The organism is Amycolatopsis sp. BJA-103 (genome assembly GCF_002849735.1).
GTDB lineage: Bacteria > Actinomycetota > Actinomycetes > Mycobacteriales > Pseudonocardiaceae > Amycolatopsis.
The window spans coordinates 2,731,082-2,756,255 of sequence record NZ_CP017780.1 but is presented as its reverse complement, the minus strand read 5'-3'; the positions used below and the strand labels follow the sequence as shown (position 1 = coordinate 2,756,255).

Sequence of the window (25,174 nt, the reverse complement as noted above, 5' to 3'; positions counted from 1 at the left end):
AGATCCTTCCATCCGCGCCCGCGTCGCGCTGCCCCGGGCCGGTGTGATGCCACCGGCGTCACACCTCAGAACAACGTCGAGCCGCCCCGCTCGAAGTCGAGCAGGAGCCGCTTCCGTTCGACACCACCGCCATAGCCGGTGAGATCGCCGGTGGAGCCGATCACGCGATGGCACGGCACGATGATGCCGATCGGGTTCTTCCCGTTCGCGAGGCCGACCGCGCGGGACGCGGTGGGCCTGCCGAGCCGGTCGGCGAGTTCGCCATAGGAGACCGTCTCACCATATGGGATTCCGAGCAGGCCCTGCCAGACCATCCGCTGGAATTCGGTGCCGCTGAAGCTCATGGGGAGATCGAAGTCCGTCCGCTGTCCGGCGAAGTACTCCTTGAGCTGTTTCTCGGTCTCCGCGAAGATCGGCGCGCCCGGATCCGGATGGCCGAAGGTCTCCTCGGCCGGGCGATGACGCTGCTGGACCATGTAGAGGCCGCAGAGACTTTCGCCGTCCGCGACCAGGGTCAGCCGGTCGTACGGGCTGTCGATGACGGTGTGCGTGCGCATGATGCTCCTGCTAGGCGGCGGGCAGCCGGTTGATCGGGTGGTCTCCGGTCGCCCAGAGGTGCTGGACGGCGTAGGCGCGCCACGGGCGCCAGTGCTCGGCACGCTCGACGAACGCCGCCGGGCCGAGACCGAGGCCCTTCGCGGCGACTTTGACGCCGAGGTCGGTCGGCAGGAAGGCGTCCGGGTCGCCGAGCGAGCGCATCGCGATGCTCTCGACGGTCCACGGTCCGAAGCCGGGCAGCGCGTGCAGTCGTTCCCGCGCCCGCTGCCAGTCGCTGCCCGCTCCTAGGTCGAGCTCGCCGCCGTTCAGTTCGGCGACGAGGCCGAGCAGCGTCCGCTTGCGGCTCTGCGGCATCGCGAGGCTTTCCGGGTCGATCTCGGCGAGCGCGGTGGGGTCCGGGAAGACGTGGGTGAGGCCGCCTTCCGGATCGTCGACCGGATCGCCGTGCGCGAGGACCAGCCTGGCGGCGTGCGTCCGCGCTGCGGCGGTGGACACCTGCTGGCCGAGCACGGCGCGGACGGCGAACTCGTCGCCGTCGACGGTCCTCGGTACCCGCCTGCCTGGCGCGGCCGCCACGAGCGGGCCGAGCAGGCTGTCCGCGGCCAGGGCCTCGTCGACCGCGACGGGGTCCGCGTCGAGGTCGAGCAGGCGGCGGCAGCGGCTGATCGCGGTCGAGAGGTCCCGCAAGTCCGACAAGGTGAGACGGCAGCCGATGTGGCCGTCTTCGGGTTTGAGCGCGACGAGGGCGGGACCGTGCGGCAACCGCAGCGTCCGGCGGTACGCGCCGTCGCGCCATTCCTCGACACCGGGGATCCCGGTCGCGACCAGATGCCCGAAGAGGTTGTCCGGAAACAGCGGCTTCCGGTACGGCAGGCGCAGGTTCAGCGTCCCGGGCGCGGTCGCCGGCGCGGTGCGGACCCGGGCCCGCAACTCGGTCGGGGACAGCGCGAAGACCTCGCGGACGGTGTCGTTGAAGGTCCGGACGCTGCCGAACCCGGCGGCGAGGGAGACGTCGATCATCGACAGGCCGGTCGTCTCGATCAGCAGCCGCGCCGTCTGCGCGCGCTGCGCCCTGGCGAGGCTGAGCGGGCCCGCGCCGAGTTCGGCGCGCACGTGCCTCTCGACCTGCCGGACGCTGTAGCCGAGCCGGGCGGCCAAACCGGTCACGCCGTCGGTGTCGACAACTCCGTCGGCGATCAACCGCATCGCCCTGGCCACCAGGTCCGCGCGCTCGTTCCACTGCGGCGAACCGGGACTCGCGTCCGGGCGGCACCGTTTGCAGGCACGGAACCCGGCCTCCTGCGCGGCCGCCGCGCTCGGGTAGAACTTCATGTTCTCCGGTTTGGGCGGGACGACCGGGCAGCTCGCCCGGCAATAGATCTTCGTGGTCCGGACGGCGGTGAAGAACCAGCCGTCGAACCGGTCGTCGTTCGCCTGGACCGCCCGGACGCAACGCTCGAAATCCTCATGCACCCAGCCAGCATCACCGACCGCGTGGCCGGGGTCTAGCGAAAACGCGACATGGCGGTCAGGGCAGGAGGGCGGTCAGCGCGCGCACGTCGAGACCGACGAGCGACGAGCGGAACACACGCCGTTCTCCCGGCTCGACGTCGACGTCGTTCGGGATCACCACCACCGTGCAGCCCGCCGCGGCCGCGGAAGCCGCGCCCGGCGGTGAGTCCTCGATCGCGACGCAGCGGGAAGCCGGTACCCCCAGCAACTCCGCCGCCAGCCGATACGGCCTGGCGTCCGGCTTGTTCAGACCATCGACTTCGTCACCGCAGACGGTGACGGCGAAGTACTCGCGGCCGATGGTGTTGAGGGCGAGTTCGGTCAGCGACCGTTCGGTGGAGGTGACCAGCGCCATCGGCACGCCGTTGGCGCGCAACAGGTCGAGCAGCTCCTGCGCGCCGGGGCGCCACGGGAGGGGACCGTCGAAGAGGTTGGCCGTCCGTTTGCGGATCCACTCCCCCATCTCCGCGATCGACTCGGGGGTGACGGGCTTGGCGCACACTTCGAGCAGGAAAGCGGCCGTTTCGTCCATATTGGACCCGACGAGACTCAGGCGCTGCTCCTCGGTCAGCGTGCCGCCGAGGGTCTCGACGGCCTCGTAGAGGGCGACGTCCCACAGCTTCTCCGAGTCGACCAGCGTGCCGTCCATATCCCACAGCACGGCGGCGAGTCCGTCCCGTGTGGACGGTTCGGTCACGGCTCCCCCTTCACGATCAGATGGCGAACTAACCCGGCGTTCCGGATCCCACGTTAGCCGAGACGGATCCACGCCGACGCCGAGGATCTTGACCGAAATGTCGGCTTACGACGGATTGACGCGGTTCGTCCGAACGCCGGGCGATCGGACATGCTCAACGGCGGACAGCCCTCTGGTCGTAGGCTGGTCCGGTGAGTGAGCCCGTCGACGAGACCCAGCGGCCCGGCCGCGACCACCCGGATGACACCAAGCCGATCATGATCGTCGCCTTCGAAGGATGGAACGACGCAGGTGACGCGGCCAGCCGGGCGGTCGAGCACCTCCAGCTCAACTGGGATGCGACCCCACTGAGCGAGCTGAGTCCGGACGAGTACTACGACTTCCAGGTGAGCAGACCGACCGTGCGCATGGTGGACGGCGTCACCCGAAGGGTCGACTGGCCGACCACCCGGCTCTCGGTCTGCCGCCCGGAAGGCATCAGCCGGGACATCGTGCTGGTCCAGGGGCCCGAACCGAACATGCGCTGGCGCGCCTTCTGCGCCGAACTCCTGGAGCACATCCAGCAGATGGACGTCGCGACCGTCGTCACCCTCGGCGCGCTCCTGGCCGACACCGCGCACACCCGGCCCGTCCCGGTCACCGGGACGGCGTACGACAAGGACACCGCTTCCCAGTTCGGCCTGGAGCTGAACAACTACCAGGGCCCGACCGGCATCGTCGGGGTTCTGCAGGACTACTGCGTGCAGGCGGGCGTACCGGCGGTGTCGATCTGGGCGGCCGTGCCGCACTACGTCTCGCATCCGCCGTCGCCCAAGGCCACACTCGCGCTGCTGCACAAGCTCGAGGACGTCCTCGACGTCGAGATCCCGCTCGGTGCCCTTCCCGAGCAGGCCGAGGAGTGGCAGCGGACGGTCACCGAGATGGCCGAAGAGGACGAAGAGATCACCGAGTACGTCCGGGGACTCGAGGAGCGCGGAGACGCGGAGACCGAGTTCACGCTGGACGACGTGAGCGGCGACAAGATCGCGGCCGAGTTCGAGCGGTACCTGCGGCGTCGTCGTCCCGGTCAGGACGGCCCGGGACGGGGCTGAGCGCTCTTCTTCGGTCGCGTCGCGCGCTATGAAAGGCCCGTTACTTGCAAATTCTGCAAGTAACGGGCCTTTCATAGCACTCCGCGACCACTCACGAGGCCGCTAGAAGATACGCCGCAGCGGAATGGGTCCCCGGGCACGCTTCCGCCACTCACGCGGATAGCCGAGCGAAACCTCCTCGAACCGCACCCCGTCCGCCTCGGTCGAACGCGGGATGTGCAGATGCCCGTAGACGGCGACCTCCGCCCGGAAACGCAGGTGCCAGTCCTCGGTCTCGGTCGTCCCGCACCACAGCGCGAACTCCGGGTAGTACAGCGGCGCGGTCGGGTGGCGGTGCAGCGGCCAGTGCGACATCAGGATCGTCCCGTGGTCCTCCGGGATCGCCTCCAGCCGCTCCGTGCTGATCTTCACCCGGTCGGCGCACCACGCCTGCCTGCTGGGATACGGGTCGGGGTGCAGGAAGAACTCGTCCGTGCACAGCACGCCGGCCTCGCGCGCCTGCTCGACGGCCGCCAGCAACGGCAGCCCGTCGGCCGCGGGAGTGCGCCAGCTGTAGTCGTAGAGCACGAACAGCGGGGCGATCGTCAGCGGCTTGTCCTGGTGCTCCCACACCGGGTACGGGTCCTCCGGGGTGAGCACGTCGATCTCCCGGCAGCGGTCGACCAGGTGCTCGTAGCGCGCCTGGCCCCGCAGCTGACATTCGTCCTTCTGGGTGGTCCACAGTTCGTGGTTGCCGGGCACCCAGACGACCTTCGCGAAGCGTTCCCGCAAGGTCTTGAGCACCCCGATCACGGATTCGGCGCGTTCGGCGACGTCACCGACCACGAGCAGCCAGTCGTCGGGGGTCCGGGGCACGACCTCGTCGACGAGCGGGGCGTTGCCTTCATGGGTGACGTGGAGATCGCTGGTGGCGAAGAGATGCGGCACTCCACCACCGTAGCTTCACCCGGACCGGGGAACCGCCGAAACCGCATCACGGCGTGACCGGCCCGACGCCGCGACCCACAGGACGGTCACCGCCGAAGCGACGTGCAGGCCCGCCTGGACGTTCAGCAGGACGCCGGTGCCCAGCACGCTCACCAGCCCGCCCGCCAGCAGCGCGCCCAGCGCGGTGAACCCGGCCGTCGCGGCGAACATGGTGCTCAGCACGCGGCCGGATCGCTCGGGGGACGCGGTCGTCTGGACCAGCGAGAGCAGACCGGATCCGGCCAGCACCCCGGGGGCGCCGACGAGCCCGAAAAGTCCGATGAAGACGCCCAGCGACGCGGTCAGGGCCGGCAGGTTCCAGATCACCGCAGAGAGAAGACCGAGCGCGAGTCCTCCCCAGCCGAGCAGAGCGGCGGGCGCGACCTTGCCGGCGACGGTGGCGACGGCGAATCCCGCGGCCAGCCCGCCGAGCGCTTGCACACCGCGAAGCAGGCCGACGTCGCCTTCGGTGCCGTTGAGGATGTCGAGTACGAAGACCACGAACAGCACCAGGAACATTCCCTGTGCCAGGGACGTCAGCACCACGACGACTCCGGCGAGGCGAAGCCGCGCTTCGCGGCCGATCTCGCGAAGCCCGTCGAGCCAGGCTCTCAGCACCGGCTCGTGCGGTCCCGCTTCCTTGGGCGCGGCGACCCGCCGGAACGGGCGCGCCAGCAGGGCCGAACCGACCACCAGCACGCCGAGATAGGCCACCACGACCCAGCCCAGGCCACCGAACCCGAGCAGGAGGCCGCCCGCCCAACCTCCGGCGAGACGCGCGACGCTGCCGTTGATGCTCATGAGGCCGTTGGCGCCGATCAGCTCGTCCGGCGCGACCAGCTCCGGCACGAGCGCGTTGCGGGCGGGCTCGAACAGCGAGGCCAGGCCCGCCTGCGCGGCCATGACCCCGTAGATCACGAACACCGGCCCGCCGGACGCGACGAACAGCAGCGGCAGCGCGACGAACGCCTGTCCCGCGCACACCACGCACAGCACCAGCCGCCGGTTCCAGCGGTCCGCGATCACCCCGGCGACCGGGCTGAGGAGGACCGCGGGCAGCAGGCCGAGCACGATGCTCAACGCCGTGGTGGCCGCGGAACCGGTCGCCTGGAAGACGAACACCGGCAGCGCGATCTGCAGCATCCACTCGGCGGTTTCGGAGAAGAAGGCGGCGGTCCACAACCGCGCGAAGGCGGGCTCCCTCAACGGTTTCATGCGCTCGGCTTCCCCTCGGCGTCGATCCGCAGGAACGCCCGCAGTCCCAAGTGGACGGGCAGGGCCCCCTCAGGAGCGTCTTCGCGGATCGTGCTGACGTAAGGCCGCACGAGCGCGTCGATCCCCCGGACCAGCTCGTCCAGCTCGGCCGCGGTCACCCGCAGCGAGTACGTGTTGATCCCGGACGCGTCCTGCCATTCCTTGTCGAGCTGGTCGGCGGCGTCGAAATAGCGCTCGATCAGCTCCTTCTCCCGCGCCAGCGCGGTTCCCACGACCGCCAGCTGCGCCCCGCGCAGTTCCGGATCGTCGCCGAACTCGATGCCGACCTGGCAAGCACGCCACGGCCGTTCTCGCCCGTCCTCCCCCTCGACCCGCTCCACGAGACCGTGCAGGGCCAGCTGACGCAGGTGCCAGCTGCAGTTCGAGGCCGTCGAGCCCACTGCCGTCGCGCACTCGCTCGCGGTCCGCGGACCGACCGCCATCAGGTGGTCCACCAGCGCCGAACGCAGCGGATGCGCCAGCGCCCGCATCAGCTCGACGTCTTCGATCCGCTTGCGCGGCGGCAACCCGGCCATCGTCCCGATCCAATCTGAAAGAAGTCTTTCGAAAGTTCTCTTTCAGAGTTGCAGGTGGCCGCGAGGATGTCAAACGACCCTCGATACCCTTGCCGCGACAGCTGCTGCACACCTCAGTAACTGCACAAGTCAACTACTGCACCAGGAATACACATGCCTGACCAGCGAGAACTCGCCACCGCGGCGGCTTTGGAGATCCCCCGGTTCGTCAGCGCGACCGTCCTGTTCCACACGGCCATGGCGGACCGGCTCGGGATCAGCGCCACCGAGCTGCACGGACTCCAGCTGGTCATCAGCGGCGCCGCGACCTCCCCGACCCGGCTGGCACAGGCGCTCGGCATGACCACCGGCGCGGCGACACGGATGATCGATCGCATGGAGGCCCAGAACCTGGTCGAACGGGTCCCGGATCCGGCCGACCGCCGCCGCCTCCTGATCCGCCCGCTGCCGGACCGGCTCGGCGAGGTCTCCGACCTGTACTCCCCCATGGCCCGGTTCTTCGGCGACCGCCTCGGCCGCCTGGACCGACGCCAGCTCGCCGCGCTGCTCGGCGTCATGACCGAGGGGCGCGCCTTCGCCGAACGAGAAGCCACCCGGCTGCGATCCGGGTCTCCCGAAAATGGGGTTGACTAACGCTACGCAGGTTGCGTTAGAATCCTCGCATCATGAAGAACTGACATCGCACCTTCCCCGTTCCGAGGCGGCTTCGGTCGAGCACTGCTCCCGTAAGCGACGAGGCCCGGCGGGGATTCCCCATGTCCGAAGAAACGCGGTGATGTCGTATGTCTCTTTCCCTGATCGCCAAGGACCTCGTCCACACTTACGGCGCCCGCGTCGTGCTCGACGGCGTGAACCTGACCGCTTCGGCCGGGCAGAGGCTCGGACTGGTCGGCGAGAACGGCGTCGGCAAGTCCACGCTCCTGCGGCTGCTGGCCGGGGTCGAAGAGCCCGACGCCGGCGAGGTGCTGCGCGGCGACGACCTCGGATTCCTCTTGCAGGAGTTACCTTTCCCGCTGACAGCGCGGTTCTCCGACGTCATCGACGACGCGCTCGCCGAGATCCGGCAAGCGTCGGCGAGACTCGACGAACTGACCGAAGCGCTCGCTGAACGCCCGGACGACACGGCAGTGCTCGACGAGTACGGCACCGCGCTCGAATGGGCCCAGGCGCACGATCTCTGGGACGCCGACAGGCGGGCCGAGGTGGTGTGCGCGGGTCTCGGGCTCGCCGGGATCGATCCGGCGCGGGAACTGGGCACACTGTCAGGCGGGCAGCGGTCGAGACTCGGCCTCGCCGCGTTGCTGATCCGGCGGCCGGGCACGCTGATCCTGGACGAGCCGACGAACCATCTCGACGACGCCGCGATGGAGTTCCTGGAGCACCATCTCGCTTCACTGACCGGTGTCCTCGTACTGTCGTCACACGATCGCGTGTTCCTCGACGCGGTGTGCACCGACATCGTCGACCTCGACCCCGCGCTGGGCGGCCCGACCCGGTACGGCGGCACGTATTCCGACTACCTGGACCAGAAACGGGCCGAACGGGCGCGCTGGGAACAGCGCTACGCCGAGGAGCAGGACGAACTCAAGGAACTGCGCGAATCGGTGGCCGTCACCGCGCGCAACGTCGCGCACAACCGGCCGCAGCGCGACAACGCCAAGATGCTCTACGACTTCAAGACCGGGAGAGTGCAGAAGCAGATCTCACGCCGGGTCCGCAACGCGCAACTGCGGCTGGACGAACTGGAACGCGACCAGGTGCGGAAACCACCCGCGCCCCTGCGGTTCCAGGGCGGGCTGACCGGCGAACCCGGTGAGGACAAGACGGCGATCTCGGTACGGGACCTCGAGATCGCCGGGCGGCTGCGCCTGGCGACCCTCGACATCACGACGACGTCGAGGCTCCTGATCACCGGCGGGAACGGCGCCGGGAAGTCGACGCTGCTGTCCGTCCTCGCCGGCTCACTGACGCCGGACTCCGGGACCGTCCTTTCCGGACGCGGGGTGCGGATCGGCCTGCTGGCACAGGATGTCGCGTTCGCCGAACCGGAGAAGACCGCCCAGCGGACCTACGCCGAAGCTCTCGGCGAGGACGCTCCACCATTGCGCGGCCTCGGCCTGCTGGCTCCGCGTGATCTCGGGACCCGGGTCGGCGCGCTGTCGGTCGGGCAACGGCGGCGGCTCGCGCTGGCGTTGCTGATCGCCGATCCGCCGGAGGTCCTCCTGTTGGACGAGCCGACGAACCACATCTCGCTCACCTTGACCGAGGAGTTGTTCGCCGCGCTCGAAGCCGCACCCGGTGCCGTCGTCATCGCTTCCCATGATCGGTGGCTGCGACGGGACTGGGCGGGCGACCACCTCCGGCTGGAAGCCGGTCGCCTCGCCGTGTAGGGCGTTATACGGGTGTCATGAAAGGGGTTTTCAGGACGAATTTCGTCCTGAAAGCCCCTTTCATGACGTTTCTCAGAGCTCGATGCCGAGCAGCGCGTCGACGGCGTTTCGGATCAGCCCGGGCGCCGCCGGGTCGGTACCCGAACGGTTCAGCGCCTGCTCCACCCAGGCGTCGACGGCCGCGAGCGCCTTCGGCGTGTCCAGGTCGTCGGTGAGGTGGTCACGCAGGCGAGCGACGGTGTCCTCGGCGGCCGGGCCGGTGCCGAGCGAGACGGCATCGCGCCAGCGCCCGAGGCGGTCGGCGGCGTCCGCGTGCAACTGCGCGGTCCACGGCCGGTCCTCGCGGTAGTGGCCGGCGAACAACGCGAGCCGGATGATGCCCGGGTCTACCTTGTCGGCACGCAGCCGGGAGACGAACACGAGGTTCCCGCGCGACTTCGACATCTTCTCGCCGTCGAGGCCGATCATCCCGGCATGCACGTAGTGCCGCGCGAACGGCCGGTCCCCCGCGACGGCCTCCGCGTGCGCGGCGCTGTACTCGTGGTGCGGGAAGATCAGGTCCGAGCCGCCGCCCTGGACGTCGAAGCCGAGACCGAGCCGGTTGACCGCGATCGCACTGCACTCGATGTGCCAGCCCGGCCGCCCCGCGCCCAGTTCGGACTCCCACGACGGCTCGCCGGGCCGCGCCATCCGCCACAGCAGCGCGTCGAGCGGGTGCTGCTTGCCGGGCCGGTCCGGGTCGCCGCCGCGTTCGGCGAAGAACTTCGCCATGGTCTCGGCGTCGTAGTTCGACTCGGACCCGAAATGCCCGGTCGCGTTGTGGTCGAAGTAGATGTCCGGGTAGTCCGCGTCGTCGGCGCGGTACGCGCTGCCGTTCGCCAGCAGCTTGGCGATGACCTCGACGATCTCCGGGATGCTCTCCACGGCGCCGACGAACTGCCGCGGCGGCAGCACCCGCAGCGCGGTCATGTCCTCGCGGAACAACGCCGTCTCGCGCATGCCGAGGACGACCCAGTCGTCCTTGTCGCGCTCGGCCCGCTCCAGCAGGGGCTCGTCGATGTCCGTGACGTTCTGCACGTAGTGGACGTCGTGCCCGGCGTCGCGCCACAGGCGGTTCACCAGGTCGAATGTCAGATACGTGGCGGCGTGCCCCAGATGGGTGGCGTCGTACGGCGTGATGCCGCAGACGTACATCCGGGCGGTGGACCCGGGCGCCGTGGGGCGGATCTGCCCCGTCGCGGTGTCGTGGAGCCGCAGCGGACGGGGGGTGCCGGGGATACGGGGCACGTCGACCGATGACCAAGTCTGCATACCCCGACTGTAAGCGGAGCCGCCGCGCCGTTCCCGTCCGGTGGGAGCCGGACACGGCCGGAGTAACCGAACTCGCCCGTTCAGGACCGGCCCGCGTTGGCGTCGACCGCGTCCCGGATGTACTCCCCCAGCCCCGGCCGCTGGTCCGGCTCACGCACCAGGAAGCCGAGCTGGACCGGGTCGGTCGCGTACATCCCGGCGATCTCGCGGTGCAGTGCGTGACCGCACTCGCCCATGAACGCGGCCAGCAACAGGCGGTGCTCCTCGGCGAGATCCATCGCCGCGGCACTGTCCGCAGGCGCGCCTGAGTCGACGACGTCGAGCAGACGGCCCACCCAGTCCTGCCGGACTTTCTCCGCCTCGATCCACTCCTCCTTGGACAGTGGCCTGGCCGCCGCCCGCCACTGCGGGGTCTCGCCCCACCGGCGGACGGCCTCCTCCGCGTAACCCTCCGGTTCGCGGTACTCGCCGAAGACCTCGAACCGCTCCTCCGGCGTCAGCGCGGCGCCGACCTGCTTGGCCTCGATCACCCGGTCGACGGAGTCGACCATCCGGGTCAGCTCACCGATCCGCTCCACGAGCAGCACGCGCTGACGCCGCAGGTGCTCCAGCGCGTCCACGTCCGGGTCCTCGATGACCTTCGCGATCGTTTCCAGCCCGAACCCGAGTTCGCGGTAGAACAGGACCCGCTGCAAGCGGTCGAGGTCGTCTTCGCTGTAGCTGCGGTAGCCCGCGGCCGTCCGCCCGCTCGGTGACAGCAGGCCGATCTCGTCGTAGTGGTGCAGCGTGCGCACGGTGATGCCCGACAGCGCCGCGACCTTCCCCACCGGATACCCCATCGGCCCAGCGTAGGTGGACGCCAATCCGGACCGCGCGTAGAAACGAAGGATGGGGACAGCTGGAACCACCGTGCCGGCCGCACTTCCGCCCGGGCCCCGGCTGCCCGGCCTCGTCCAGACGCTCGTCGTCGGCAATCTCCGGCATCAGGTGCTCCCGCTGCTCAAGCGCCGCTACGGGTCCGTCGTCCGGATGAGGTTCATGCCGCATCGCGACATCGTCATACTCACCGATCTCGAGGACATCAAGACCGTGTTCTCCGGATCGGTCACCACCTTCCACGGGGGCGAGGGCAACATCGTCCTGAAGCCGCTGATGGGCGAGCACTCCGTCCTGGTCACCGACGAGGACCTGCACCTGCGCGCGCGGAAGCTGCTGATGCCCGCGTTCAACGGCGCTGCCCTGCGCGGCTACCGCGACATGATCACCGAGCTGACCAGGGCCGAACTCGACCGCTGGCCGGAGAACCGGGCGTTCGGCGCGCACGACCGGATGCGTGCGCTGACCCTGGAGATCATCCTGCGGGTGGTGTTCGGCGTCGCCGAAGGACCACGGCTCGACGAACTGCGACGGCTGATCGGGCATCTGGTCGAACTCGGGCTGATCCACCTGATCGGCTGGCAGACCCCTCGCCTGCAGCGCTACCGCCCCTGGCGCACCTACGCCGAACGCCAGGCGCGGGTCGACGAGCTGCTCTACGCCGAGATCTCCGAGCGACGCCGGGCCACCGACCTCGACCAGCGCACGGACGTTCTGTCCCGCCTCATCACCGTGCCCGGCGACGGGGACGAACTGACCGATGTGGAACTCCGCGATCAGCTGGTCACCCTGCTGCTCGCGGGCCACGAGACCACCGCGACCGCGCTCGCCTGGGCACTGCACGAGCTTTCCCGCGACCCCGCGCAGGCCGCGTTCACCACGCGCGCGGCGGACGACGGCGACGAGAAAGCGCTCGAAGCAGTGATCAAGGAGGCGATGCGGCTGCGCCCGGTGGTCGGCGAGGTCGTCAGGCGGCTGACCGAGGACGTCGAGATCGGCGGCTACCGGATCCCGGCGGGGTTCGACGTCATGCCGTCGATCATCGTCGTCCACGGCGAGGACGAGCACCATCCCGACGCGAAGGTCTTCCGGCCGCAGCGATTCCTCGAGGGTTCGCCGCCCGCCGGTAGCTGGCTGCCGTTCGGCGGCGGTGCGCGACGGTGTCTCGGCGCGGGGTTCTCCCTGATGGAGGCCACGATCGTGCTGCGGGAGCTGTTCGGCCGGTTCACCGTCGCCCCGGAACACGCGCGCCCGGAACGGACCCGGTCGCGGCCGATCACCCTGGAACCGGCGCGGGGCGCCAGGATCAAGGTGACCGGCCGCTGAGCTACCGCTTCCTGGTCCGCAGGTAGTCGCCGACCACCGCGGCGCCGAGCCCGTCGAGGTCGGGAGCGACGACCCGGCCGCCGGAGCGGCGCGCGATGAGGTCGACGAACTCCGTCAGCCGCGGATCGTCCCCCAGCCGGAACACGGTGACCGACGCGCCCAGTTTCGCCATCCGGTCCACTTCGGACAGTGTCTTGAGCAGTGTCCTCGGCTGGGGCGGGTAGTCGAATTCCGCCGTTCCGTCGGGTTCCAGGTGCGCCGTCGGCTCGCCGTCGGTGACCATCAGGACCACCGGCTGCGCGTCGGGATGCCGCCGCAGATGCCGTCCGGCGAGCAACAGGGCGTGATGGGCGTTGGTGCCCTGCTCCCAGGCGCCTTCCAGGCCGACCAGCTCGGCCAGTTCGACCGACGTGGCATAGCGGCCGAAGGTGATCAGCTGGAGCGCGTCGTTACGGAACCGGGTGCTGATCAGCTGGTGCAGCGCGAGCGCCGTCCGCTTCATCGGCAGCCAGCGGCCCTCCTGCACCATCGACCACGAGGTGTCCACGAGCAGCGCGACCGCCGCGCGCGACCGGTGCTCGGTCTCGATCACCTCGACGTCGGAGACGTCCATCCGGACGGACCGTTCGCCCACCGAGACCGAGCGCAGTACCGCGTTGCGGACCGTCCTGGAGACGTCCCACGGCTGCATGTCCCCGAACCGCCACGGCCTGGTCGCACCGGTCGGCTCGCCCGCCGCGCCCGCCGATTCGGTCTCCCGCTGACCCGCCTTGCCGCGCAACGCGGCCACGACGTCGGCGAGCGCCGTCTCCCCCAGCCGTCGCAAAGCCTTGGGAGACAGCCGGAGCGTGCCGTCGGGCGCGCGTTCGAAGAGACCTTGCCGCCGCAGTTCGCGTTCCAGTTCGGACAGCCGCCGCGCGTCGACACCGGCGTCCGGTCCGAGCTGACGTTCGAGGGCGTCGACATCGATGTCCTCGAGCCTCGCGCCGGGGTAGGACTGGCCGAGCTGTTCGGCCAGCGCGTCCAGTTCGGCGAGGTCGGACATCGCCCGGGCGCCCTCGCCGAGACCGAGTGGATCGTTGCCCCGGAAGCGTTCCGACGACGTCCAGTCCTCGCCGGGCCGCAGCGCCTTCAGCTGGGAATCCAAAGTGGACAGCTGCTGCGCGAGCCGGGGATCGCCGAACGCCTGCTGTGACAACTCGGCCAGTTCGGCGCGCTGCTCCGGCGTCATCGAGTTGAGCATCCGCTGCGCGGCCGCGGCGCGAGCGGCGAGGACGTCGATCAGTTCCTCGACGTTCTTCGGGTTCTCCGGGAAGAACTCGCCGTGCTCGCGCATGAACTCCGCGAACCGATCGGGGACGTCCTCACGACCCTGCGCGTGCGCGGCCAGCAGGCCGTTGAGGTCGGCGAGCATCCGGTTGGCGCGCTCGACGTCCTCCGGCCCGGCGTTCTGGAGTGCTTCCTTCATCCCCTCGAAGCGGGAATCCAGCAGCTCACGCCCGAGCAGGTCGCGGATCTTCCCGTAGTTCTCCCGGCCCTGCTGAGAGCGCCAGTCGTACTGGCCGAGTTCGCGGACGGCCGCCGCCGTTCCCGGCGGAAGCACGTCCAGCTGCGCCTCGCGGAAACGGGCGTCGTCGTCCGGGTCGGGGAACAGCTCGCGGCGCTCGGCCTCCAGCGCCTCGTCCAGCAGCCGCTGGACCTCCTGGAGCGTGCCGTCCAGCCGGTGCCGCCGCTGGATCTCCGACCGCCGCTGCCAGAGCCGCCTGGTCAGCTCGTCCAAACCGGCGGTGCGCGGGGTGCCGCGCCGCAACAGTTCTTCCAGCGCGGACCGGGGCGAGGCGCCCGCCATGACGTCCCGGCCGATCTCGTCGAGCGCGTCCCGCAGGTCGGCGGGCGGCGCCAGCGGATCCGGGCCGTCGTGCCACGGCCCGTACGAATACCCCTCCGGGACGGTGCTCATCGGCCGTAGACGGTCGTCGTGTCGTCCGAATCCTTGGCGAGTTTCCTCGACAGGAACAGGGATTCCAGCGCCAGTTCGACCGCGGCCGCGATCCGGCCCGCCGGTTCGTCCGGGCCGACGCCCGCCCGCGCGGCGACGTCGTGGAGCACCGGCAGTTCGGGCAAGGCGGCTAGGACATCCTTGCCGGGCACGCGTTCCCCGGTGGCCACCAGATGCCCGTTCTCGACGGCGTCGGCCAGCGGCACGAGATCCAGTCCGGCGAACCGCGCGCGGGCCGTCTCCGCGACCGCCCGGCGCAGCAGGTGCACGAGGTGCTCGGTCTCGCGTCCCTCCTCCCCCGGCTCGAACTCGAGCTTGCCGCGCAGCACGGCGGGCACCGCGTCGAGGTCGACCGGACGCGCCACGGCGGGCTCCTCACCGGTGAGCGCGGACCGGCGCAGCGCCGCCGCGCCCACGGTTTCCGCCGCCGCGACGGCGAACCGGGCCGAGACACCGGACCGCTGGTCGATGGCGGGCGATTCGCGCAGGTTCCGCACGAACCGGGCGAGCACCTCCAGCAGCGGCTCGCCGACCTCGGCGACCAGATGCGCCTCCTGCCGCACGACCGCGATCTCGGACTCGACTTCGAGCGGGTAGTGCGTCCGGATCTCCGTGCCGAACCGGTCCTTGAGCGGGGTGATGATGCGGCCGCGGTTGGTGTAGTCCTCCGGGTTGGCCGTCGACACCAGCAGCACGTCCAGCGGCAGGCGCAGGGTGTACCCGCGGACCTGGATGTCGCGTTCCTCCATCACGTTCAGCAGCGCGACCTGGATGCGCTCGGCGAGGTCGGGCAGCTCGTTGATCGCCACGATGCCGCGGTGGGCGCGCGGGACGAGTCCGAAGTGGATGGTCTCGGGGTCGCCGAGGCTGCGGCCCTCGGCGACCTTCACCGGGTCGACGTCGCCGATCAGGTCACCGACCGAAGTGTCCGGGGTGGCCAGCTTCTCCGTGTAGCGCTCGTCGCGGTGGCGCCAGGTCACCGGCAGGGCGTCGCCGAGTTCGGCGGCACGGCGGCGCGATGCCGGGGTGATCGGGTCGAGCGGGTGTTCGGCCAGTTCGGCGCCCTCGATGACGGGCGTCCACTCGTCGAGGAGTCCCGCGAGGGTGCGCAGCAGCCGGGTCTTGCCCTGGCCGCGTTCACCGAGGAGGACGACGTCGTGCCCGGCCAGCAGCGCGCGCTCCAGCTGGGGCAGCACGGTGCGCGAGAACCCGACGATCCCGGGCCACGGGTCTTCCCCGGCGCGGAGCTTGGCGAGAAGGTTGTCGTGCAGTTCTTGTTTGATCGAACGCGGCAGGTGGCCGGCCGCGCGAAGGTCCCCGGCGGTCCGGGGCAGAGTTGCGGGAACATCGTTCACCCGTTCGACGCTACGTCGCGATCATGGCCCCTGTCGACGTGAAGCAACTCCAGCTCTGGATCAACCGAACGGTTGAGGGAACCTCAAGAGGTCGGTTGATGTGGGAGCGGGCGGGCGCGCAGCAGACTGGACCCGTGCCCCGCCGGTGGGCCGCACGCTGATGAGGGAGGTGGTGGATGAGCGTCGAGCCGGAGGCAAGCCCGGTGGTGACGGTGCTGTCGTTCGTACTCTTGGCGATCCTCACTGCTTTCACGTTCGTGGCCGACGGCCCCCTGGTGAAGGAGCTCGTCCTGTGCGGGGTCGCCGCCGGCTGGATGCTCGGCATGCTCGTGGCACCCCGGTCGTGGCGATCGAGCCTGCCGGTGACGGCCGTCTTCCTCGGCGTGCTGACCGCGATCACGCTGGTCCTCGTGGTCGAAGCGCCCTGGTTCGGTTGCTTCACGCCCGTGCTGTACGTGTACGCGTTCCGGCTCCTGCCGTGGCCCTGGCTGGTACCCGGCGTCGCCGCGGCGGCGGTGGTCGCCGGGACCGCGCAGGCCTACGGCGTGGACAAGACCACGGTCGCCGGGGTGCTGAGCTACCTCGCCGTCCTCGCCGCCAACATCGGGCCGATGTGCGCCTTCGCCTGGTTCGCCTGGCGCGGCGACGAACGGAACCGGCAACGGGAGGAGGCCTTGCGGGAGCTGGCCGAAGCCAACTCGAGGCTGGAGGCGAGCCTGGCCGAGAACGCCGCCCTACACGAGCAGCTGCTCGCCCGTGCGCGCGAAACCGCCGTGCACGGCGAGCGCGAACGGATGGCCAGGGAAATCCACGACACGCTGGCGCAAGGTCTCACCGGGATCATCACGCAGTTGCAGGCGGCCGAGCACGATCCGGACTCCTGGCGGCGGCGCACCACGGCGGCGACGGCGCTGGCGAGGGAAAGCCTGACCGAAGCCCGGCGTTCGGTGCACGCGCTCCGGCCCGAACCCCTGCGGACGTCGCGGCTCGGCGAGGCACTGGACGGCGTCGCGGAACGATGGTCGGCGCTGCACGGCGTCGCGGTGCGGGTCACCACGACCGGGACAGCCGTGCCGCTGTCCCCCGAGACCGAGGTCGCGTTGCTGCGGACCGCGCAGGAGGCACTGGCGAACGTCGCCAACCACGCCCGCGCGACCCGCGCCGGCGTGACGCTGTCGTACTTGGAAGGCGAGGTGGCCGTGGACGTCCGGGACGACGGCAGGGGGTTCGATCCGCTGAGCCCCCGGGGCGACACCACCGGGACCGGCTTCGGCCTGACCTCGATGCGGCAACGGATCGAAAGTCTCGCGGGAACGCTGCGGATCGAGTCGGAACCGGGCGGGGGCACCGGGATCTCGGCGTGCGTCCCGCTGGGAGAGACCCATGCCTGAGACACCGATCCGGCTGCTCATCGCCGACGATCACCCCGTCGTCCGCGATGGTCTGAGCAGCATGTTCGCCCGCGATCCTGGCTTCGAGGTCGTCGGCGAAGCCACCGACGGCGCCGAAGCGGTCCGGCTCGCCGAGAGCCTGCGCCCGGACGTCGTCCTGATGGATCTGCGAATGCCGGGAACGGACGGCGTCACCGCGATCGGCGAGCTGGCCGAGAGGGGAAATCCGGCGCGAGTACTCGTCCTGACCACCTACGACGCCGACACGCATGTGCTGCCCGCCATCGAAGCCGGTGCGACGGGCTACCTGCTCAAGGACGCGCCCCGTGACGAACTGCTCCGAGCCGTCCGCGCGGCCGCCCGGGGCGAGGCCGTGCTCGCGCCGTCGGTCGCGGCCACGCTGATGGACCGGATGCGCACGCCCGCGCCGGGGCCGCTCAGCGAGCGGGAACTGGAGGTGCTGCGGCTGGTGGCGGCCGGGAACACCAACCGGGAGGCCGCCGCGGGGTTGTTCATCACCGAAGCGACCGTGAAGTCCCATTTGCTGAACATCTACGGAAAGCTGGGCGTCGGTGACCGGGCCGCCGCGGTGGCGGAGGCCTTCCACCTGAGGCTGCTGAAACCCAAGGGTCCGTGAAGAAAAGGGCGACCGTGTCGTGTTCGGGCGGGATGGGCGTTCACGGGTGATCGGGCGGCGATCACACGAGTTCGCCGTCCGAGCACGCGAGATCCGTCTCCGATCACGCGAGTCTCGCGCTCGCTCACCTTGGGTTCAGCCACAACGCCACCTTTGCCTTACCCCTCACTAAGCCGAATCGCCACTCACGACCCCCTCGGGCGGACCGGCGCGATGGCAGGCCACCAAGCCCGCGCCCGTGCACGACACCTCTGCTTCACCCCTCGATAACGTGCCCATTTCCCGGTTTCGTAGAAAGCACGACTAAAATCAACGCGGTGTGCCGTCCTAGTGCGACCCTCGCGGTCTGGTCTTCGGCGTGGCTGAACGGAGCCGCCGCCTCCGACGACGTCCTTGACGCCCTTCAGGTCTGGGGCGAAGCCCACGACGTCGTCGCCGCGGATGCCGCGGCCGCCGAGGCGTTCGACCTGCCACTGGCGTTCAACCGCGCGGCGACTCCGGTCCAGTTGCTCCTCGCCCTGCGCTCGCAGGGCGCGAAGAGCCTCCACCTGCTCCTCCCGGTGCCCGGCGACGTCCGCGGCCTCGGCGGTGGCGGCCCGTTCACCGAGGCCGCGCTGCGGACCGGCGAGGCCGTCGTCCTGCCGGATCTCGGCTACGGGCTCGTCCCCGAGGCGATCGCCGAGGGGTTGATGCGGTGGACCGTCTATTCGGTGCCGACGCCGGGTGTCCTCGAGTACCGGCCGCTCGGCGAGTCGGAACACGGCCTGACCGACGCGATCCGCGCGAGCGCCGGCGCGCTGCAGTCACTCGACGTCGCCCGCGACCGGCCGGGTGTCCGTGCGGAACTCTCGGCGCGGCTGCGGTCGGCCACCGACGCGCCCTGGCCCGCCGGGATGCCCAGCCGGTCGCTGCGGGTACTGCAGCGGGCGGAAGAGATCGCGGCGATCCTCGCGATCGCCGAGTCCGACGATCCGGGCGGCGCGCTATCGGCATCGGCGGCGCTGCGGCGGGCCGAGGCGTTGCGGCCGCTGGCCGATGCCGTCAGGGGTGCCCGGTACGCGGCGATCAACGAAGCGGTGCGGGTGTTCGCGGACCAGGCGGACCGCCACCCGTAGCCAGCACTTTCCCGGCATATCGGACGGACCACAGCGAAAGCCCGCCGATGACGGCGATGAGCAAGACCACGCTCACCCCGTTCATCACGTCGGCCGACAAGGTGTAGACCAGCGGCACCCGCACCACGGCCTCCACGAGCAGGGCCACTCCCCACACCGCGGACATCCGGGTGAACGCGCGACGGAAGCCGGGCACCTCGCCGGCGAGCCGGTCGATCTCGGCGCGTTTGGCCACGCTCGACCCGGCACGCACGGCGATGAGCACCATCGGAGTGCGGCTGAAACAGCTCACCAGCAGCACGATCCCCGCGGTCGCGGTACCGAAGGACTCTTTCAGCAACAAGAATCTCGCGTCACCGGTGAACAGCGAAAGGACGAGCCCGACGCCGAGGACTCCGGCCAGCAACGCGGCGAAGCCGTCGAACGAGCGGTCCCGGACAGCGACCCAGACGATCCGGAAAGCGGCAATCGCGGCCCCCGCCAGCAGCGAGACCTGCTCGCTCTGTCCGGCGAGCCGAAGCCCGTAGTAGGCGGCCAAGGGCAGCGCGACATCCCAGAGCAGGAGCACGAGCGTCGGATTCCGGCCACGCCGCGCGGTCACGACGGCGCGTTTCCGATGGCTTCGCAGTCGGCCAGGAAAGTCAGCACACGCGCATTGACCTCCGCCGCCGCTTCCCCCGCGATGGCATGGGTCGCCGACGGCCATAGTTCGACCTCTCCCCGCGGCAGCAGGTCCCGGGCGCGCGCGGCCGCACGCGCCGGGTGGTGGATGACGCTGCGCCCGGCCACCAGGGCCAGCACGGGCATACGCAGCGAACGCAGCTGATCGTCGGTGATCAACCGGGGCAACGGCAGGGCGATGCGGTAGGTCCGCATTCCCTCGTCGATCACCCGCGCGACCGGATCCGTGGCGTCGACCTCCGCACCCCCGGAAATCCATCGGAGGAACGACGGGCGGGCCCATCGGTCGACGACGGGGATCGCGGAAAGCGTGGCACGGACGACCAATCCCACGGTCAGTCCGCCGAACGTCAGTACGGGATCGATGAGCGTGACCGACTTCAGCCGTCCCGGCGCTCGCGCGGCGAAGTTGGCCGCGAGCCAGCCACCGAACGAGTACCCCATCAGGTGCACGGCCGTCAGATCGAGTTCCGCGAGCACCGTCCCGAGCCAGGCGGCCTGATCCGCGCCATCGCGGATGGGAACCGTCTGTTCGCTGCGCCCGGGTTCGCCGATGAGGTCCACGGCGTACACCTCGCCGTGCCGGAGCAGCGCCTCAAGATTGGGTGCCCACATCACCGCGGTACCCGCGCGTCCGGGCAGCAGCACGATCGGCGTGCCGCCCGGCCGCCCGAACCGGTACACCCGCGCCACCCCGAACGCCGTCGGGACGTCGTGGATCCCGGCCGGAGCGGGCAAAGCCGCCAGACCTCGTTCGTAGACGGCCTCGTACTCGGCTCGCGCCTCCGGCGTGGAAAAACCGCCCACCTTCATTCGCACCCCTCCTCGTTACGGTACGATCGGATTGTAAAGCGGTTGGTGACAAGTTTGCAATCCGATCGGACCGCAAAGGAGGCGGGGTTGCCCAAACGAGTCGATCACGAGGAACGGCGTCGGCAGATCGCCGCGGCCGTCCGCCGCATCGCGGCCGACCGGGGACTCGAAGCGGTCAGCCTGAACGAGGTCGCGGCCGAAGCCGGCATCTCGAAGGGGTTCGTCCAGCACTACTTCGCGTCGAGGGACGACATGCTGCGTTACGCGGCGACGACCTTGCGAGGCGGAGTCGAGGAGCGCATCGCCACGGCCGGCGAACCCGGCGTCCGGGATCTGCTCGTCGCACTGCTCCCCCTCGACGACGCCGCCCGGAACGGCGCGCTGGTGGCCAACGCCTTCCTGGTGCGCGCGCTCAAGGACCCGGAGATCGCCGGTCACTTCCGGACCGGCCACGGCCAGCTCCGCGACGCGGTGGCGGCCATGCTCTCAGCCGCACGGGACGACGGTGCCCTCGTGTCCACTGTGGACCCGCGCGCCGAGGCCGTCTCACTCCTGGCCTTGGTGTCCGGACTGGGAGACGCGGTGTTGCTGGGCTACCAGACCGGCGAAGAGGCCATCGCCCTGATCGACCTGCACCTGTCACGGATCACCGCCACGCGAAGGAAAGCCCGATGAACCGCCGCGCCGCACCGGCCCTCGCCGCCGCGCCGATCGCCCTGCTCAGCGCATGCGGGCCGCGATACGACGAAGCCAGTACGGAACCCGTCCCCCACCTCGGCGGCCGACTACGGGGAATCTCCGCGCGAACTCGCGGGCAAAGTCCGGTACGAGATCAAGGGACGGGCGGAGGACATGATCGGCGGGCCGAATCCCGGCCTCACCCTCCAGTGCGGTGAGTTCTCCGGCAGTTCCTTGAGCATCGCCTCGTGAGTGGTACGGGCGGTTAGAGCGGACCGGTGTTTGCCTACCCACACGTGACCAGGGCGAAGGTGACGTGGCGGCGGCGGCACGGTCGAGCGTGAAGGAATCAGGACGTTGAGTGTCCCAAATCCTTCATCGTCGAGGAGTGTTCCGGTCTCGAAACTTGATCAACGGAAGATCGGGGACACTCAACGTCCCCAAACCTCCGTTGATCAAGCCCGGACACTCCAGCACAAGCTCACCGAGACGACATCAGGAGCCAGTGGGCAGGCAAATACGGGTCCACCAGAACCGTCCTCACCACTCACGAGGGGCGACCGACTACGGACGTGCGGGGCGCTTCGCAGGCTCGCAGCAGCCCACCGCGCAGGGCGCGCCGTTCACCGTGCACCCGGCGGCCGGGAACGGTGACAACTTCCGCGCCGGAACCCCCTCCGTGTGCTCACGGACCAGCTCGACGACCAGCTCAGCGAAGCGCGGATCCGTGTCCGGAGTCGCCGCCCGCGCGAAGCCCATGCCGTGTTCGGCGGCCCGTTCGGCGGCCTCATTGTCGAGGTCCCAGATCACTTCGAGGTGGTCGGACACGAAGCCCACCGGGCAGACCACCACCGAAGTGACGCCGTCCGCGTGCAACGCGTCGATGTGGTCGACGATGTCCGGCTCCAGCCACGGCACCTGCGGCGGGCCGGAGCGCGACTGCCAGACGACGTCGTAGGTCTCGATCCCCGCCTCGGCCGCGACGAGACGGGCGGCCTCGGCGATCTGGCGCGAGTAGCGGTGGCCGCCTTCCGAGGGCGGCCCGGCCGCGGCGTCGGCCGAGTCCGGCACCGAGTGGGCGCAGAAGACCGTCCTGGTTCCGGGCAGGTTCCCCAGTTTCGCGTGCGCGGCGCGAACGGCGTCGGCGAAAGCGGCGATGAACAGCGGGTGGTCGAAGAACTGCCGCAGCTTCACCAGTTCCGGCGCACCGTCGCCGACCGACGCGCGGGCGCGCTCGATGTCCTCGTCGTACTGACGGCAGGCGGAGTAGCCGCCGTACGCGCTCGTGGGGAACACCAGGACACGCTGAGCGCCCGCTTTGGTGATCTCCGCCAGCGTCTCCTCGACCATCGGCCGCCAGTTGCGGTTGCCGAAGTGGACGGGCAGGTCGATCCCCGCCGTGGCGAGCTGTTTCTCCACCGCGGAGATCGCGTCCCGGTTCAGGCGGTTGATCGGCGAAACCCCGCCGAAGTGCTGATAGTGCTCGGAGACCTCGAGCAGCCGTTCCCTCGGGACCCCCCGGCCCCGCGTGACGTTCTCCAGGAACGGCATCACTTCATCGGGCCCCTCGGGACCACCGAACGAAAGCCAAAGCAGCGCGTCATAACCCACCCTGTCATCTTGCCGCTGTGGCGCCCCGCACGCTGACTCGGCCCGTTTTGAACTGAGCGATCCAAAACCTGGTACGGTCGTTCCCATGGCCAGGCCGAAGGAATTCGACGAGCGCGCCGCGGTCGGGCGCGCCATGGACGCGTTCTGGGTTCGCGGCTACGAGGGCACGTCGACCCAGGCCCTCTGCGAAGCCACCGGCCTGGGCCGCAGCAGCATCTACAACACCTTCAGCAGCAAGCACGAACTGTTCATGCGCGCGCTCGATCACTACGCGGAGCGCGGGATCGCGGCCAGGACGGCACTGCTGGAGGACGCCATGACCGGCGTCGAGCGGTTCCGGTCGCTGTTCTCGTACACGATCGACGAGGAAGTCGCCCACCAAGGCCGGGGCTGCCTCGTGGTCAACACCGTGGCCGAGTTCGGTGACCGTGATCCCGAGATCAAAGCGCGGATCGACGCCGACACCGAACGACACCTCGTCCTTCTCTCGGCCTGCGCCAGAGAAGGGCAGATCGACGGGACCGTCGACGGCTCCCGCAAGCCGGAAGACCTCGCCGAGTTCGCGCACAGCACCGTGGCCGGACTCCGGCTGATGTCCCGGCGCGGCGCCGACCGGACGGCGATGGAAGCGGTCACGGGCATCGCACTGGACGCGATCGCCGCGAAGTAACCGAAACAAGCCCCGTGCGCAACGCTGCCCACATTTTGGACTGATCAATACAAAACTGGAGGGAAGACCCGTGCCTTTGGCAGTCTGCGTACTCGGACTGAGCGTGTTCGCGCTCGGCACGTCCGAGTTCATGATCACCGGCCTGCTGCCGGGGATGGCGGCCGATCTGAACGTCGGCATCCCGGAGGCCGGGCTGCTCATCTCCGCCTTCGCGATCGGCATGGTCGTCGGCGCTCCCCTGCTGGCGATCGCGACGTTGAGGGTGCCGAGGCGCGCCACCCTGATGACCCTGCTCGTCGTCTTCGGGCTCTCGCACGTCGTCGGCGCGCTGGGCACGGGATACGCCCTGCTCTTCGCGACCCGCGTCGTCAGCGCCGTCGCCTGCGCCGGTTTCTGGGCGGTCGCGGCGGCCACCGCGGTCGCGCTGGTTCCGGTTGAACGCCGTGGCCGCGCGCTGGCCATCCTGGTCGGAGGGCTCACCATCGCGAACATCGCCGGCGTGCCCGCCGGGACCTTCCTCGGCCAGCACGCGGGCTGGCGGGCGGCGTTCTGGGCGGTCACGGCGCTGACCGTCGTCGCGTTGATCGGCGTCTTCGCCCTCGTCCCGGAAACCCAGAACGGCGACGACAAAACCGACGTCGCGACCGAGCTCCGCCTGTACCGCGGCGGCCGGTTCTGGCTGGCACTCGGCGTGATCGCCTTCGCCCAGGCGATGATCTTCGCGACCTTCAGCTACCTCGCTCCCCTGCTGACCGAAGTCGCCGGACTGCCGGAAAGCTGGGTGCCGGGAGTGCTCTCCCTGTTCGGGCTCGGCGCGCTGATCGGCATCACCGTCGGCGGGCGGCTCGCCGACGCGAGGCCTTTCGCCACCCTCTACGGCGGCCTCGCCCTCGCCCTGCTCGCCCTGGTCCTGCTCGCGCTCTCCGGCCCGGCGACCCCGGTCGCGATCTTCGCCGTCTTCCTTTTCGGCGTCGCGGGCTTCGGGGTCAACCCCGCTTTGAACGTCCGTGCCTTCGCCGTGGCGGGCAACGCGCCCACCCTCGTCGGCGCGAGCACGACAGCCGCGTTCAACGTCGGCAACACCGTCGGCCCGTGGCTCGGCGGCGAGTCGATCGACGCCGGACTCGGCTATCCCAGCGTCGCGTGGGTGAGCGTCGGGCTCGGGGTCGCCACAGTGCTCACGCTCACCTTCGCCGCCGGTGTCCAGCGCACCGACGACACCCGACTGCTTCGCGAACCCGTTACCCAGTAAGGAGAAATCATGACCGACCGAACACGATCCACTTTGGACGAATTCTTCCGCCGGATGTCCACAGGGGACACCGATGGCGCGGCGGACCTCTTCGCCGACACCGTCGAGTGGGACATCCCCGGCGCGACCGAGCTGGTCCCGTGGATCGGCCCGCGCCGGAACCCGGCGGAGATCCGCGAGTTCTACGACCTGCTCGACAAGGGCCTCATCAAGGACCGGTTCGACATCGAACGCGTCCTCGTCGACGGGCCGCACGCGGTCGCGATCGGCCGCCTGCGCTCGATCATCCGCAGCACCGGCAAGGTCATCGACTCCGCCTTCACCATCCAATTCGAGGTGAACGACGACGGCGCGATCACCAAGTACCTGCTGCTCGAAGACTCCTGGCACGTCGCGAACGCCGTCCTCCCCTGAAACGCGTGAAGGCCCCCTTCCCTCGGTTCAGCCGAGGGAAG

24 protein-coding genes are annotated in these 25,174 nt (G+C 70.0%); 11 read left to right on the top strand and 13 right to left on the bottom strand.

Annotation, left to right across the window (positions count from 1 at the left end):
• Positions 1-65: 65 nt before the first annotated feature.
• From BKN51_RS11700 to BKN51_RS11690, 3 genes are read right to left on the bottom strand one after another with little or no spacing between them, the layout of a single operon-like run.
• Positions 66-557: a methylated-DNA--[protein]-cysteine S-methyltransferase gene (locus BKN51_RS11700; RefSeq protein ID WP_101607664.1), complete on the bottom strand. Its 492-nt coding sequence runs from the start codon at positions 555-557 to the stop codon at positions 66-68.
• Between the two features lie 10 nt (positions 558-567).
• Complete coding sequence (locus BKN51_RS11695; protein ID WP_101607663.1) at positions 568-2,031, bottom strand: DNA-3-methyladenine glycosylase 2 family protein; 1,464 nt, start codon at positions 2,029-2,031, stop codon at positions 568-570.
• A gap of 55 nt (positions 2,032-2,086) precedes the next feature.
• Entirely contained in the window at positions 2,087-2,767 is a 681-nt protein-coding gene (locus BKN51_RS11690) for an HAD family hydrolase (protein ID WP_101607662.1), read from the bottom strand.
• Positions 2,768-2,958: 191 nt separating this feature from the next.
• Between BKN51_RS11690 and BKN51_RS11685 the strand changes: the two genes are divergently transcribed.
• Positions 2,959-3,858, top strand: coding sequence for a PAC2 family protein (locus tag BKN51_RS11685; RefSeq protein ID WP_101607661.1), 900 nt, complete (start codon positions 2,959-2,961; stop codon positions 3,856-3,858).
• A 102-nt stretch (positions 3,859-3,960) separates the two neighbouring features.
• Here the strand turns inward: BKN51_RS11685 and BKN51_RS11680 are convergent, their stop codons facing one another.
• Genes BKN51_RS11680 through BKN51_RS11670 form a run of 3 tightly spaced genes read right to left on the bottom strand, consistent with a single transcriptional unit; the run spans position 3,961 to position 6,614 of the window.
• Positions 3,961-4,785, bottom strand: a complete 825-nt coding sequence (locus BKN51_RS11680) for a metallophosphoesterase family protein (RefSeq protein WP_101607660.1) — start codon at positions 4,783-4,785, stop codon at positions 3,961-3,963.
• A 15-nt stretch (positions 4,786-4,800) separates the two neighbouring features.
• Entirely contained in the window at positions 4,801-6,039 is a 1,239-nt protein-coding gene (locus tag BKN51_RS11675; RefSeq protein WP_101607659.1) for an MFS transporter, read from the bottom strand.
• Positions 6,036-6,614: an ArsR/SmtB family transcription factor gene (locus tag BKN51_RS11670; RefSeq protein WP_101607658.1), complete on the bottom strand. Its 579-nt coding sequence runs from the start codon at positions 6,612-6,614 to the stop codon at positions 6,036-6,038. Before BKN51_RS11670 ends, BKN51_RS11675 begins: the two co-directional genes overlap by 4 nt.
• A 153-nt stretch (positions 6,615-6,767) precedes the next feature.
• Here BKN51_RS11670 and BKN51_RS11665 point away from each other — a divergent pair, with 153 nt between their 5' ends.
• Positions 6,768-7,247: a MarR family winged helix-turn-helix transcriptional regulator gene (locus BKN51_RS11665; RefSeq protein WP_101607657.1), complete on the top strand. Its 480-nt coding sequence runs from the start codon at positions 6,768-6,770 to the stop codon at positions 7,245-7,247.
• 149 nt (positions 7,248-7,396) lie between these two features.
• Positions 7,397-9,004, top strand: coding sequence for an ABC-F family ATP-binding cassette domain-containing protein (locus tag BKN51_RS11660; protein ID WP_101607656.1), 1,608 nt, complete (start codon positions 7,397-7,399; stop codon positions 9,002-9,004).
• Positions 9,005-9,076: 72 nt separating this feature from the next.
• Here the strand turns inward: BKN51_RS11660 and mshC are convergent, their stop codons facing one another.
• Together mshC and BKN51_RS11650 are read right to left on the bottom strand one after the other, a co-directional pair.
• Positions 9,077-10,315 carry a cysteine--1-D-myo-inosityl 2-amino-2-deoxy-alpha-D-glucopyranoside ligase gene (mshC, locus tag BKN51_RS11655; protein ID WP_101607655.1) on the bottom strand — a complete coding sequence of 413 codons (1,239 nt, stop codon included), beginning with the start codon at positions 10,313-10,315 and terminating at the stop codon, positions 9,077-9,079.
• An 80-nt stretch (positions 10,316-10,395) separates the two neighbouring features.
• On the bottom strand, positions 10,396-11,154 hold the full coding sequence (locus BKN51_RS11650) for a MerR family transcriptional regulator (RefSeq protein WP_101607654.1): 759 nt from the start codon (positions 11,152-11,154) through the stop codon (positions 10,396-10,398).
• A 49-nt stretch (positions 11,155-11,203) separates the two neighbouring features.
• Here BKN51_RS11650 and BKN51_RS11645 point away from each other — a divergent pair, with 49 nt between their 5' ends.
• A complete protein-coding gene (locus BKN51_RS11645) occupies positions 11,204-12,517 on the top strand; it encodes a cytochrome P450 (protein ID WP_101607653.1) in 1,314 nt (437 codons plus the stop codon).
• Between the two features lies 1 nt (position 12,518).
• Here the strand turns inward: BKN51_RS11645 and BKN51_RS11640 are convergent, their stop codons facing one another.
• Positions 12,519-14,477, bottom strand: a complete 1,959-nt coding sequence (locus tag BKN51_RS11640; protein WP_101607652.1) for a vWA domain-containing protein — start codon at positions 14,475-14,477, stop codon at positions 12,519-12,521.
• Positions 14,474-15,871 (bottom strand): sigma 54-interacting transcriptional regulator, encoded by a 1,398-nt coding sequence (locus BKN51_RS11635; protein WP_101607651.1) that lies wholly within the window; start codon positions 15,869-15,871, stop codon positions 14,474-14,476. The genes BKN51_RS11640 and BKN51_RS11635 overlap by 4 nt, the downstream gene beginning before the upstream one ends.
• A 176-nt stretch (positions 15,872-16,047) precedes the next feature.
• On the opposite strand from BKN51_RS11635, the gene BKN51_RS11630 reads away from it, so the two are divergent.
• From BKN51_RS11630 to BKN51_RS11620, 3 genes are all read left to right on the top strand, one after another.
• Complete coding sequence (locus BKN51_RS11630; protein ID WP_101607650.1) at positions 16,048-17,262, top strand: sensor histidine kinase; 1,215 nt, start codon at positions 16,048-16,050, stop codon at positions 17,260-17,262.
• A complete protein-coding gene (locus BKN51_RS11625; RefSeq protein WP_101607649.1) occupies positions 17,255-17,899 on the top strand; it encodes a response regulator transcription factor in 645 nt (214 codons plus the stop codon). Before BKN51_RS11630 ends, BKN51_RS11625 begins: the two co-directional genes overlap by 8 nt.
• Positions 17,900-18,216: 317 nt before the next feature.
• Positions 18,217-19,014: a hypothetical protein gene (locus tag BKN51_RS11620; RefSeq protein ID WP_101607648.1), complete on the top strand. Its 798-nt coding sequence runs from the start codon at positions 18,217-18,219 to the stop codon at positions 19,012-19,014.
• Here BKN51_RS11620 and BKN51_RS11615 read toward each other — a convergent pair.
• Complete coding sequence (locus BKN51_RS11615) at positions 18,965-19,615, bottom strand: VC0807 family protein (RefSeq protein WP_101607647.1); 651 nt, start codon at positions 19,613-19,615, stop codon at positions 18,965-18,967. The two genes, BKN51_RS11620 and BKN51_RS11615, sit on opposite strands and share 50 nt — an antisense overlap.
• Positions 19,612-20,508, bottom strand: coding sequence for an alpha/beta fold hydrolase (locus tag BKN51_RS11610; RefSeq protein ID WP_101607646.1), 897 nt, complete (start codon positions 20,506-20,508; stop codon positions 19,612-19,614). Before BKN51_RS11610 ends, BKN51_RS11615 begins: the two co-directional genes overlap by 4 nt.
• An 87-nt stretch (positions 20,509-20,595) precedes the next feature.
• On the opposite strand from BKN51_RS11610, the gene BKN51_RS11605 reads away from it, so the two are divergent.
• Positions 20,596-21,183 carry a TetR/AcrR family transcriptional regulator gene (locus tag BKN51_RS11605; protein ID WP_101607645.1) on the top strand — a complete coding sequence of 196 codons (588 nt, stop codon included), beginning with the start codon at positions 20,596-20,598 and terminating at the stop codon, positions 21,181-21,183.
• Positions 21,184-21,750: 567 nt separating this feature from the next.
• Here the strand turns inward: BKN51_RS11605 and BKN51_RS11595 are convergent.
• The gene (locus BKN51_RS11595; protein ID WP_101607644.1) at positions 21,751-22,797 is read right to left on the bottom strand and encodes a ferrochelatase; all 1,047 of its coding nucleotides are present in this window, start codon (positions 22,795-22,797) and stop codon (positions 21,751-21,753) included.
• A gap of 85 nt (positions 22,798-22,882) precedes the next feature.
• On the opposite strand from BKN51_RS11595, the gene BKN51_RS11590 reads away from it, so the two are divergent.
• The 3 genes from BKN51_RS11590 to BKN51_RS11580 all read left to right on the top strand — a co-directional run bounded on the left by BKN51_RS11590 (position 22,883) and on the right by BKN51_RS11580 (position 25,133).
• Positions 22,883-23,467, top strand: a complete 585-nt coding sequence (locus tag BKN51_RS11590) for a TetR/AcrR family transcriptional regulator (protein WP_101607643.1) — start codon at positions 22,883-22,885, stop codon at positions 23,465-23,467.
• Positions 23,468-23,537: 70 nt separating this feature from the next.
• Positions 23,538-24,719 (top strand): Cmx/CmrA family chloramphenicol efflux MFS transporter, encoded by a 1,182-nt coding sequence (locus BKN51_RS11585; protein WP_101607642.1) that lies wholly within the window; start codon positions 23,538-23,540, stop codon positions 24,717-24,719.
• Positions 24,720-24,728: 9 nt separating this feature from the next.
• Complete coding sequence (locus BKN51_RS11580) at positions 24,729-25,133, top strand: nuclear transport factor 2 family protein (RefSeq protein WP_101607641.1); 405 nt, start codon at positions 24,729-24,731, stop codon at positions 25,131-25,133.
• The last annotated feature ends 41 nt before the right edge of the window (positions 25,134-25,174 follow it).